The organism is Shewanella phaeophyticola (genome assembly GCF_025398315.1).
Classification (GTDB): domain Bacteria; phylum Pseudomonadota; class Gammaproteobacteria; order Enterobacterales; family Shewanellaceae; genus Shewanella; species Shewanella phaeophyticola.
Map to the genome: position 1 here is coordinate 4,118,652 of NZ_JAODOQ010000001.1, position 11,423 is coordinate 4,130,074.

Genomic DNA, 11,423 nt, shown 5'->3' on the forward strand with positions numbered 1-11,423 from the left:
AGTTAATCCTGATGGCCTTTTTTTATCTACCGGTTAATGTCGAATTGTTGTGTCACTTGCTGTTGCAATGCCATGCGGTTAGTTGTTTCTCCCGCTACGGCCGCTGTGATATTCACTTTCACGCGGGACCAAAAACGAGTAGGTTTGGTCGTCAGTGCGTGGCCACCTTTATGACTAAAGTACGAGCCCCATAACCCCTTGAGTGCAAGTGGTATTACGGGTACTGGGTCACGCTGTAATATCTTTTCAATTCCTGGTCTAAACTCACCTATTTCACCGTCTGGCGTTAACCGACCTTCAGGGAATATACACACTAGCTCATCATTGGCTAATGCTTGGTGGATCTGTTCAAATGCATTTTGATAAGTGGCTTCACACTTTTTAGGTGAGCAGATAGGAATCACCCCTGCATGCCTAAACACATATTTTAATAGTGGGATTTCGCTGATGGACTTATCCATCACAAACCGAATTGGCCGCGTCGAAGCTCCCATAATGATTAATGCATCAACATAACTCACATGGTTACTGACAATGATCCCTGCTCCTTGTGCCGGAATGTGCTCTCTGCCATTCACATTAACGCGATACATCACGTGGCTGAGTAAATAACTGATAAACCGCTGGGTGAACTCAGGCACCTGTGAGTAAACATATAACAATACAGCTAAGTTCATTATGCCAATTAGCATAAATAACTCAGGAATTGTCCAATTTAATACACCGAGTAATACGATTGAGAGTATTGCAGAGCCCACCATAAACAACGCATTAATAATGTTGTTTGCTGCGATAGCTTGAGCGCACTCTTGTTTTTCTGCACGGGTTTGAATAAACGCATATAAAGGTACAATAAATACCCCACCGCTTAACCCAACCAAAAACAGATCAACCATGATTCGATAATGCTGGGCATTGCTAATAAAAGACTCAAAGCTATACACAAAACCAGGCTCAACCATTTGTAGCGGGATAGCGCCTATCATGTCGAAGCTAAATACACTGAGTCCCAATACCCCAAACGGCAACAGGCCGAGTTCAACATGGCCAAACGAAAAACGTTCGCACACAAAAGAGCCAACGGCAATGCCGACAGAAAACAACGCCAACAGTAAAGACACTACTGTAGCATCGGCATGCAAATGCAACTTAGCAAAATTAGGAAACTGAGTCAGATAAGTGGCTCCTAAAAACCAAAACCAACTGATGGCTAAAATGGCCATCCAAATCGACTTAGTTTCACGCGCTTTATTAATACAACGTAAGGTGCCTGAAAATAATGAAAATTTATTCGGGTTGAGCTCACCCTGTGCTGGCAAAGAAGGGATAGCTCGACTGGCAAGATATCCCGCCACAGCAAGCACCGACACAATAATAGCAGCCCAGGTTAAACCGTTTTCATTCGCTACCACTAAGCCAGCACTTAATGTACCAATAAGAATCGATAAAAAAGTCCCCATTTCAACTAAGGCATTACCTTTGACTAATTCTGCCTCACTCAATGCTTGCGGTAGTAAAGAATATTTAACCGGACCAAAATAAGCAGACTGGCTCCCGGTTAAAAACAACAGAAACAACATCACCATATAGCTCTGGCTAACAATGGCGATAGCTGCTGTCGACATAATAATCAGCTCTAAAAGCTTTAAACGCCTTATAAGTTTGGCTTTGTTCATGTTATCGGCCACAATTCCCGCATGCGCTGAAAACAAGAAAAACGGTAAAATGAATACGCCAGCGGCTAAATTGACAAACAAATTAACATCAATAGGTAAGGTATTGAGCTGACTGTAGGTCACCAGTAATAACAAGACATTTTTATAAAAGTTATCATTTAGCGCCCCTAAGCACAGAGTCACAAAATAAGGTAAAAAGCGTTTAGTTAATATCATGCAAACTCCCTGTTTTGCTTATACCAGCAATATATCCTTGGACATGACTGCACAACATAGTGCGTAAGTCATTGTGCGTTGCAAATAGCTTTTCATCTAAGGCTAAAGTCGTTAACCCATGAATACCGCCCCAAAGCACTCGGCTCATCAATTCTGCTTGTGGTTCACTAATGTCAGTAAAATATCTGCGTAATTGTGACTCCACTAAAGCAAATAATGATTTAACAATAGTGGTGTGGTTTTGCGGTAAAGGCTGATCGTCTAGCATGGTTAATTCGAACACCAACCGAAAGCAGCTTTTATGCTGTAAAGCAAAATCACTATAAGCCATCGCCATATTTTGAATATTTGTTATCGGCGCCTGCTTTGTTAACCCTTGCAGCACCGAAGATAAATTCGCCAAAGTCTGTTCTGATACAGCCAATAATAAATACTGATAACTGCCAAAAATATTGATTAAGGTACTCGGCACATAGCCAATTTGACTAGCCACTTTTCGCAAACTCAAAGAATGAAGATTGTCATGTTGCAAATGCATGACAACGGCTTCGATTGCCATTTGTTTAATTTGCTCATGAGTGTGCTCTTTACGTCTAGCCACTGTAGTTACCTAACATCAGTTGTCTTGATGAGTGATAAGCTAACAGCAAACAAAATAAAAAACAATGTTCATAATAATTTATTTTATCGAACATAAAGCAATGGCTAGATTGTATAAATGACTAAAACACAAGATATTCTGCTTAATAGTGATTATAATTGCTGCTCAATACGCCGTCTAAAGATCACCCTATTATGTCTGAGCAAACAATAAAATTAACCGAATATAGTCATGGTGCTGGTTGTGGCTGTAAAATATCTCCTAAAGTATTAAGCACTATTCTTGCCTCACAGCTCCCCGTTTTTACTGATCCGAATTTACTTGTCGGTAACCAAACTCGTGATGATGCTGCGGTATACAAGCTCAATGAACAAACAGGCATTATTAGCACGACTGATTTTTTTATGCCTATCGTTGATGACCCTTTTACTTTTGGTCGTATTGCGGCAACCAATGCAATTAGTGATATCTACGCCATGGGTGGCACGCCCATTATGGCCATTGCAATATTAGGTTGGCCGGTCAATGTATTGCCACCAACGGTTGCACAGCAAGTGGTTGATGGTGGGCGCCAGGCTTGTGCAGATGCAGGCATCATGCTTGCCGGTGGCCACAGTATTGATGCACCTGAACCGATTTTTGGTTTAGCCGTAACAGGGCAAATCCCGTTAGAGTTACTCAAGCAAAATAACACTGCCAAGGCTGGCGATCGCTTATACCTCACCAAACCAATTGGTATTGGTATTTTAACCACAGCGCAAAAACAAAAGAAATTACGAGACGAGGACAGTCACATTGCCCCACAAGCCATGTGTCAGCTCAATAGTATTGGTATTGAAATCGCAAAAGTTACGGGCGTGAATGCGTTAACTGATGTCACAGGGTTTGGTTTAGCTGGCCATTTAATTGAAGTGTGCCAGGGCGCCACACTCAAAGCCAACCTCATATTAGAGAACGTGCCTTTACTGCCCAAAGTTGCTGATTACTTAGCGCAAGGCTGCGTACCGGGCGGCACACATCGTAATTTTGACAGTTACGGTGAACATTTACCGCAACTCACCAATGACCAAAAAGCCATTTTGTGCGATCCGCAAACCAGCGGTGGGTTATTAGTGGCTGTAAACGCAGAAAGCGAAGCTGAACTACAAGCATTGTTAACGGCAAATAATATACAAGCGGTGTGTATTGGTTCAATGGTCGAATTCACGCCGATTGATACTGGCCATGATACTCTCATCGAGCTAATTTAATGAGTGACATTATCCCCAGCTCTGAATATGGCCGGTTATTACTTGAAAACAGACCATTAATTGATGTGCGAGCGCCAGTGGAGTTCACTAAAGGTGCTTTTTCACATTCGGTTAATTTGCCATTAATGCAAGATAATGAGCGCACTAAAGTCGGCACTTGCTATAAACAACATGGCCAGGATGCCGCCATCGCATTAGGCCACCAATTAGTCGCCGGTAAAGTGAAGCAAGCGCGAATAGAAGCATGGCAAGCTCAATTGTCACAACACCCTGAAAGTTATTTATATTGTTTTAGAGGTGGATTACGTTCAAAGCTATCCCAGCAATGGATAAAAGATACAGGCATGAATGTGCCTTTTATCCAAGGTGGCTATAAGGCAATGCGCAGTTTTTTAATCGGTGCTATCGACAATGCACCAAAACAAACCAGTATGCTGATATTAAGTGGTATTACTGGCAGTGGTAAAACAGAGTTTATACATCAGCGCGATGAGTCGGTTGATTTAGAAGGTATCGCAAACCATAAAGGCTCAAGTTTTGGCAAAAACATTGAGCCACAGCCGACACAAATCAATTTTGAAAATAACCTTGCGGTTTCATTACTCAAGCATCAACAGCAGCAACATCGCCATTTACTGCTTGAAGATGAAAGCTATCTGATTGGTCGCTCTGCTTTGCCGCACGCTTTTTATCAAGCGATGCAACAAGCAGATATTGTATTACTCGATGAACCCAGAGACATTCGCTTGCCTCGGTTACTCAAAGACTATATCACCGATAAGTTGGCAGATTATGTTATTAAATTGGGTGAGCAAGACGGGTTTGAAGCATTTAGCCACTATCTCACTCAAAGCTTAACGGGTATTCGTAAACGCTTGGGCGGAAAGCTACATCAGCAACTACAACAGCTTGTTGATGAGGCTTTATTACAGCAACAAAGTCAAAATAATGCCCGTAAACATCTAGACTGGATAAGCATACTGTTAGACGTTTACTATGACCCTATGTATGAATTTCAATTAGAAAAGAAACGCGATAGGGTTATATTTCAAGGTGACAGACAAGCTATTCATCAATGGTTAGACGCTCGTAAAACAGCCTAAAAAATAACGCCCTCTTTTGAGGGCGTTTGTTTGTAGGCTTAATAAATATCTACAGAAATTTGTTCAATAACATAATTATCATAAAAATCGGACCGAGTTTTCAAATCAGCGCGTTGTATTTCGACTGCTTTTGTGCGGAATTGATTATATTGGTTCGACGAATGACTAAAGTAGCCATAAATCATTACCGATAAATTCGCTTGGGTAATTTGCTCAAACGGTGTTTGTAAATTTGTCGGTAAATCCAAATCTGGAAACGTCCCTTTTAAGGGGGCTTCAATTGTCCAGTGCGCAATGCCATTTTGACCAAAATTAACTTGAAGTAAGGTTTTACCTGTACCGATCCCCGTAAAATCATAGTTACTGGCACCGTCTTCACCAAAGCTAGTTAAAATTGCGTCTGTACTTTGCAGCATTTTTTGCTGGTTTTGCTGTAATTGCACAATTTGAGTATCGTCTGGATCGGTTACGCGATGACGCCGACTGGTGTAATAATATACCTCGCCGTAATCATCACCTCCTAAGTAATCAAAATGAGATGAAGTAATGAAGTTATTAGCAAATAACCCCGGGAAAATATGCGGCGACATCATCCATGCAATCCAGTTTGCCCGGCCATAATCTGTTTCTGAAAATGTTCTAAAATCTGGGTATTCAATATTACTGTTGGCACTACTTAATACAGCATCGAGTAAAACACTTTCATTCGTGGCGTTTTCAAATATAGAGGGGTCAACATATATAGTGCGATTGGCAGCATAATTGTTAACATCGATTTGTGCGGCATAGGATGTTAGCCCATCATCATGGCTGGGAGTGAGGACTAAATTAACTGGAGGGAATTGACCATCTTGTTTACAGACGTTGGCACGTGTCGTCCGGTTGTCGCCATTAAGGTAAACGGTATAACCATTGTAAGCGAAGTGAATATCATCGAACGAAAAATTAAAGTCAGTGCAAGAGCACGCCGAGTCAAGGTTACTATTACGCCCACCCACAATGCCGATATCACCCGCTACTACATTGAGCAGACTGGTTACGAACAGTTCATCGTTGATGGTCTGAGCATATGAAAAATGATAAGCCTCACTCGGCCAAGCGATATCAAACTTACCCGTTGAAGGTACTGTTGATTGGCTTAAAATACTGCCATCTTTACGATGTACAATAATGTCAGTTCCCACCGCTGGCTGTGTGGCATCACACGCTGCGGCATAATAAACAACATCGCCAGTTAGGCGGCCATCAGGTGTTCCGCCACTGTCAGGTGAACTATCATCACTACCACCTCCACAACCCGTCAATCCAATCGCCCCGAGGATGAATAACATCGAAGTTGAAGCGGTATACATTCCTTTGCGTCTCATGTGCTTTGCTCTCAATAAAACAGCTTATTAACAATTGAGATACAATATTCACACGTCAATATAAAAGCAATATGCTACATAAAATATAGTTATACCAATCCGCATTAGAATTTGCTCTTTTAGCGAAAATGATCAGTGAGGTATTCGAGGCAGTCTTTTGAAGACATAGTCGTTCTCGACAACTGCTCCTGCGTTGCTCTATCTCCTGCATCCATGCAGTTGTACGTTAAGAAAGGCTAACAAAGAAGACCGCTCTGATAAAGTCGCCCTTCGGGACTGTGTCACAACCCCCATTATTGCTTCAAATGACTTTGATGAGACGACTACACCTACAGTCATTTTCATTGTACTGGTAGCCGAGTGACGCTGCCTAAAATAGATCATATTCTAATAAGGATTGGTATGACTAACCGGCACTCTAGGTTGTAAGTAAGATATCCCACGGTAAATTGGGGCTACCCACAACGATAAAGTTAGGGTTTTCCAAGCTTTCTCGCTCGTTATACGTTAATGGCTGTAAGTTTATATCAATGAGTGCACCGCCGGCTTCTTCAATAATAATCTGTGCAGCACCGGTATCCCACTCACCCGTTGAGCCTAAACGCACATAACAATCAGCGCGGCCTTCAGCGACTAAGCAACTCTTTAAGGCTGCACCGCCCATCACCACTAATTCGCAATGATTAGGTTTATTCAGTAACTTCAAAACGGATTGGGGATCTTGGCGGCGACTTACCGCTAAACGTATATTGTCAGTTTCACCGTTTGCTAGCTGTTTGCTGGTGATGCGCAGTTCATTTTTACCATCACGTTTATATGCACCAAGGCCAGCTATAGCGTAATAACACACTTTTGTCATGGGCACATAAACAATGCCCATAATAGGACGGTTATGCTCAACTAAGGCAATTATCACCGAAAAGTCGCCACTACCGGCAATAAACTCTCCGGTACCATCTAATGGATCGACAAGCCAGTAACGCTTCCAAGTTTCGCGGACGCTTAAAGGGATATCGGCAGCTTCTTCACTTAAAATAGGAATATCGGGTGTTAACGCGGCAAGCTGACTGCAAATAATATCGTTGGCGGCTAAATCTGCTGACGTGACAGGAGTATTGTCAGATTTCACTTCTCGTTTAAAAGTCCCTTCGAGATAAATCTCACGGATCTTTTTGCCGGCTTCTGTGGCTATATCAATCACTTGCTCAATTACATCTTCTGGCTTCATTACTACTCCAATCGCTGGATTCGCTAAGGATAACCTTATTAAGGGGAACCGTTAGCCCCTTTGTGTCGCGGTTGTTTGCCTAAATTTGTGCGTACATTAATAAAATATAGTCAATGATGTCACTGTTCGTGTTTCTTTTGTCTACTCAGCTGACGCTAGATATTGTTGAGTCAAGAACAATGCGCTTACGCTACGAGACTCTGAAAAATCGGCATTATCGAGCAAGGCTTGGCAATCGGTTAATGGCCATGGAATGACATCGATTGGCTCAGGTTCATCACCCTCTAAACGACTGGGATAAAGTTGCTCAGCCACGAAGATCTGCATTTTGCTTGAAAAATAGCCTGGGGCAAGTGACAACTCCTTTAACAGTGTCAACTTATGACTACCAAAGCCAATCTCTTCTTGTAGCTCGCGGTTAGCTGCTTCAATGGCTGTTTCGCCTGGGTCGATTAACCCTTTCGGAAAACCTAACTCGTAATTATCGGTGCCAGCGGCATATTCACTGGCGAGTAACAGTTTACCTTCGTGGATAGGCACAATCATAACTGCACCTCTGCTACCGCCTTTCATTCTTTCATATTGGCGTTCTACACCATTTGAAAACTTCAGATGAACCTGCTCAATTTGAAACAATCGGCTTTTGGCAACGATCTCAGTGTGCAGGATTTCCGGCTTTTCATGCCGCTGTGTCATTGCAGCCCCATGTGACGAATTAATAAAGACAAGATACAATCTTACTATTCTAGGTATATTCTACAACCGGAATTTACATGTTTCCTTGGCATAAGATAGACACGGTGCTTCTTGATATGGATGGCACCCTGTTAGATTTGCACTTTGACAACCACTTTTGGCTACAATTAGTACCACAACAATTAAGTTTGCTACGGCAAATTAGTTTAGGCGATGCTAATAAGCTAGTGACTCAGGCGTATCATAATGTGGTTGGCACATTAGACTGGTATTGCTTAGATTATTGGCAGCAGCATTTAGGCATAGATATTTTGGCCTTACATTATACCGCAGCCGACAGAATTAAAATCCGCCAAGACAGTATGCCATTTTTACAGGCGCTTGCGAGTGCAAGTAAACGACGTATTTTGTTCACTAACGCACACCCTCACAGCCTGGCATTAAAGCTCACTCATACTAATTTAGCCGAAGGCTTAGACGAGTTATTGTCGAGCCACGAAAGTGGCTACCCCAAAGAGCATCCCAATTTTTGGCAATATGCATTCAATAAATTTCAGCTCGACCCGGCAAGGTGTTTGTTTATTGACGACAATGAAGTCATTTTAGCCGCATCAAAAAGAGCCGGTGTAGGTTATCAACTAGGCATTAGTAACCCTGACAGCCAAAAGCCACACACGGTATTTACTCAATTTCCGGCGGTGAGTGACTTATTACATTCGCTCTAAATTGCTCAAACAAAAAAAGCGCGTTGATATTGCTATCAACGCGCTTTTTTATGATTTGCCACTATAGTCCAGGTACGATGCCTTGGTAATTAATGGGATAATAGCCTTGGCTATCTTGGCGTCCCAAAAATTGTAATGACTTACGTAAATCTTGTGGTTGTGCGTCGGTAGGCTTTATTTTGGCACTGACTTTTACTAAGTTACCTTCACCTAAGATAGCCGTGCCCGTTAACCCTAATGCATTTAACGTTTCATCTGTGGCGAGTTGTAATTGGCCGTCAAGACAACTTAACCCTAAGGCAATATTACCTAACGGATATATGCCAAACTGATTTTTAACATCAGTACTATTTAAAAATAATTTACCCTTAAGCTGCTCGCACCAAGGTTTACCTTGCTCTAACACTTCAACCATCAAACTCACGTCACCGTTTATTTGCGTTTTAAAAGGCAATTTAGCACCAGCTAATAAAAAGCTGTCGGGTACATCAAGACGGATATTTTTACCACTTACACCTGCAAGTGACCAGGTTAGGCTACCTTTACCACTCACCGGCGTTGCGCGATTGCCAATGCTAAAGTCAATGTTAGCCTTGCCCATAAACAAACCCCAAGGGCTTAATTGCCAGGCAACGTGTTCAACCTGACGCTTATCAACACTGACTAATGCAGCTTTGCCTTGCCATAAGGTGCCTTCTGTACCACTGAACAATACATTGTTAGGTAACGGTGCAATACTAACTAGCCAGTTAGCTGGCACATAGGCAATCATAAAAATGATATAAACCACAATACCAAACAGTATTTTAAAAAATAAACTCACAAAAAATCCTTACTGTGAAAGCTGAATACGTCTGACTTTTACAAAGCCAGTTACATCAGATTCGGCTAAATCCACGCTGTCTAGCGTTAAGCCTTTTTGCTCAACCAGTTCGTGCAAGTAACCCAATAATACATCAAATGGAATATCATCCATCCATATTTGAATTTTGTCACCTTGTGGTTGCATACGGGTGATTTCTAACTGGTATTGGCCTGCGGTTTGGTTGACGATAGAACTTAAACTGCCACGTGAACTGGCTTTAGCACCCGCCTGTTTTAAGCCGGCTAACTTGTTCGCCGTTTGTTTGACATAATTTAACGTTTGTTGGGCAGCCTTGTGACTGCGTTCAGCGTCAATTTGTGCATTCGAAATTGGTGTCCATATGCCCCAATATACAAAGCCGACAACCAAAATAGCAGCACAAAATCCAACAAGTTGTTGTTCTCGTGTCGCTAAACCTTGCCACCAAATACGTAAATTTCCCATACTATTTGGTCCTCAAGGTTAAGGTGCTAGTGACGTTTTCATCAGTGCTATTCATCGCCCCACCTTCTAACTGAAAATCTTTGGCAACAATTTCTTTAAACTGGTCCACCTGAGCATAATTTTGCGCGGTAATTTGCATACGCAATTCTTCACGGTTACCTTCAAATCGTAAACTGTTAGGTTTTAAATCCGGTACTTTATTAAATGCGGGCTTAAGTCCGTCGAGCATTTCAAAAAATGCTGCGCCACCACCTTGCCCCTGCATACGGCGTAATTCACTGTCCATTTGCGAGCGAACATTAACAATACGGTTTACGCCTGGCACGGCTTGTTTAAAAATCACTTCACTTTGTGCCCGTAATGCATCTGTGTCATTATTGAGTTGATGAATCGCTAACCCTTTATTGATGAGTGCAAGCACAATTGCCACTACCACGATAATGGCGGTATTCTTCCACACCATTAGGTGCTTACTGTATTCACGCTTAGGCTTATAAATACCGCTTAATAGGTTAATTGGCGCATTTAAAATACCTTTAGCCAAGACCATCATAGGCAAATCGAGGGGTTTATTATCAACTTCCACCCCTTCGATTGCGATATCGTCGCTGTAGCTGGCAACATTAATCGTTTGATTATCGTTTAATGCCGTTGCGTTATTGACCAGTTGCGGTAATGCAAATGCCGACCAAGCTTTAGGTAAACTAATACCACTGCCTTCAGATGTTCTAATTAAGTATTCGTTACCTAAACTCATTGCAGCCCAGCGGCATTGCTCTAATGGTAATGCTAAACAGTCAGGAACAATGCGTTTTACTTTTAAGCCGGCTTCATGCAACCAGGCAAGCCAAGCTTGCATTTGCTCATGGGCAACGGCAGCAACATTGAGTTGTTCACCTTCACGTGAGCCAACAACAAAGTGCATGTTATCGACATCGGTTGCGAGGGTTTCTTCGAGCATATAAGGCAACGCCTTTAATGCTTGGCGCTGACCTTTTTCAGGTAGAGCAATTTGGGTCAATGTCATGCTGGCAGCGGGCACCAATACATCAACAGGGCGATTACCTGCACGCTCAGCAAGCGTGCTGAGGCTTGCAGCATCAGTTAACTCGCCCGAGGCGATAATTTCTTGTTCTTGCTCGGACCATACTAGCCATGAACATGGGTGTTCTGATGTTTTTCCTAATCGGATAAATAGCCGTTCAGACACTGTTATTCTCCACCACTCTCAATACGTCTTTTACACGCAATG

Annotated in this window: 11 protein-coding genes; 3 read left to right on the plus strand and 8 right to left on the minus strand. The window is 42.3% G+C overall.

What is annotated here, in order from left to right; genetic code table 11:
• Positions 1–26: 26 nt before the first annotated feature.
• Together N4T56_RS19120 and N4T56_RS19125 are read right to left on the minus strand one after the other, a co-directional pair.
• Positions 27–1,892 (minus strand): MFS transporter, encoded by a 1,866-nt coding sequence (locus tag N4T56_RS19120; protein WP_261734295.1) that lies wholly within the window; start codon positions 1,890–1,892, stop codon positions 27–29.
• Positions 1,879–2,493, minus strand: a complete 615-nt coding sequence (locus N4T56_RS19125; RefSeq protein ID WP_261734296.1) for a TetR/AcrR family transcriptional regulator — start codon at positions 2,491–2,493, stop codon at positions 1,879–1,881. The genes N4T56_RS19120 and N4T56_RS19125 overlap by 14 nt, the downstream gene beginning before the upstream one ends.
• 194 nt (positions 2,494–2,687) lie before the next feature.
• On the opposite strand from N4T56_RS19125, the gene selD reads away from it, so the two are divergent.
• Together selD and mnmH are read left to right on the plus strand one after the other, a co-directional pair.
• Positions 2,688–3,743: a selenide, water dikinase SelD gene (selD, locus tag N4T56_RS19130; protein ID WP_261734297.1), complete on the plus strand. Its 1,056-nt coding sequence runs from the start codon at positions 2,688–2,690 to the stop codon at positions 3,741–3,743.
• Positions 3,743–4,846 carry a tRNA 2-selenouridine(34) synthase MnmH gene (mnmH, locus tag N4T56_RS19135; RefSeq protein ID WP_261734298.1) on the plus strand — a complete coding sequence of 368 codons (1,104 nt, stop codon included), beginning with the start codon at positions 3,743–3,745 and terminating at the stop codon, positions 4,844–4,846. The genes selD and mnmH overlap by 1 nt, the downstream gene beginning before the upstream one ends.
• Positions 4,847–4,884: 38 nt before the next feature.
• On the opposite strand, the gene N4T56_RS19140 is transcribed toward mnmH, so the two are convergent.
• The 3 genes from N4T56_RS19140 to nudE form a co-directional block, all read right to left on the minus strand.
• A complete protein-coding gene (locus N4T56_RS19140; protein ID WP_261734299.1) occupies positions 4,885–6,213 on the minus strand; it encodes a hypothetical protein in 1,329 nt (442 codons plus the stop codon).
• 418 nt (positions 6,214–6,631) lie between these two features.
• Positions 6,632–7,441 carry a 3'(2'),5'-bisphosphate nucleotidase CysQ gene (cysQ, locus tag N4T56_RS19145; RefSeq protein ID WP_261734300.1) on the minus strand — a complete coding sequence of 270 codons (810 nt, stop codon included), beginning with the start codon at positions 7,439–7,441 and terminating at the stop codon, positions 6,632–6,634.
• Between the two features lie 141 nt (positions 7,442–7,582).
• Positions 7,583–8,137, minus strand: coding sequence for an ADP compounds hydrolase NudE (gene nudE, locus N4T56_RS19150; RefSeq protein WP_261734301.1), 555 nt, complete (start codon positions 8,135–8,137; stop codon positions 7,583–7,585).
• Between the two features lie 77 nt (positions 8,138–8,214).
• Here nudE and yrfG point away from each other — a divergent pair, with 77 nt between their 5' ends.
• Entirely contained in the window at positions 8,215–8,862 is a 648-nt protein-coding gene (gene yrfG, locus N4T56_RS19155) for a GMP/IMP nucleotidase (protein WP_261734302.1), read from the plus strand.
• A gap of 61 nt (positions 8,863–8,923) precedes the next feature.
• Here the strand turns inward: yrfG and N4T56_RS19160 are convergent, their stop codons facing one another.
• Genes N4T56_RS19160 through gspL form a run of 3 tightly spaced genes read right to left on the minus strand, consistent with a single transcriptional unit; the run spans position 8,924 to position 11,381 of the window.
• Positions 8,924–9,685 (minus strand): type II secretion system protein N, encoded by a 762-nt coding sequence (locus N4T56_RS19160; protein WP_261734303.1) that lies wholly within the window; start codon positions 9,683–9,685, stop codon positions 8,924–8,926.
• Positions 9,686–9,694: 9 nt separating this feature from the next.
• Positions 9,695–10,171 carry a type II secretion system protein M gene (locus tag N4T56_RS19165; protein WP_261734304.1) on the minus strand — a complete coding sequence of 159 codons (477 nt, stop codon included), beginning with the start codon at positions 10,169–10,171 and terminating at the stop codon, positions 9,695–9,697.
• Position 10,172: 1 nt separating this feature from the next.
• Positions 10,173–11,381, minus strand: a complete 1,209-nt coding sequence (gspL, locus tag N4T56_RS19170; protein WP_261734305.1) for a type II secretion system protein GspL — start codon at positions 11,379–11,381, stop codon at positions 10,173–10,175.
• Positions 11,382–11,423: the final 42 nt, after the last annotated feature.

Excerpts from the sequence above, each read along its gene's own strand:
- N4T56_RS19120 (WP_261734295.1), bottom strand. The coding sequence starts at position 1,892 with ATGATATTAACTAAACGCTTTTTACCTTATTTTGTGACTCTGTGCTTA.
- selD (WP_261734297.1), top strand. The coding sequence starts at position 2,688 with ATGTCTGAGCAAACAATAAAATTAACCGAATATAGTCATGGTGCTGGT.
- mnmH (WP_261734298.1), top strand. The coding sequence starts at position 3,743 with ATGAGTGACATTATCCCCAGCTCTGAATATGGCCGGTTATTACTTGAA.
- N4T56_RS19140 (WP_261734299.1), bottom strand. The coding sequence starts at position 6,213 with ATGAGACGCAAAGGAATGTATACCGCTTCAACTTCGATGTTATTCATC.
- cysQ (WP_261734300.1), bottom strand. The coding sequence starts at position 7,441 with ATGAAGCCAGAAGATGTAATTGAGCAAGTGATTGATATAGCCACAGAA.
- nudE (WP_261734301.1), bottom strand. The coding sequence starts at position 8,137 with ATGACACAGCGGCATGAAAAGCCGGAAATCCTGCACACTGAGATCGTT.
- yrfG (WP_261734302.1), top strand. The coding sequence starts at position 8,215 with ATGTTTCCTTGGCATAAGATAGACACGGTGCTTCTTGATATGGATGGC.
- N4T56_RS19165 (WP_261734304.1), bottom strand. The coding sequence starts at position 10,171 with ATGGGAAATTTACGTATTTGGTGGCAAGGTTTAGCGACACGAGAACAA.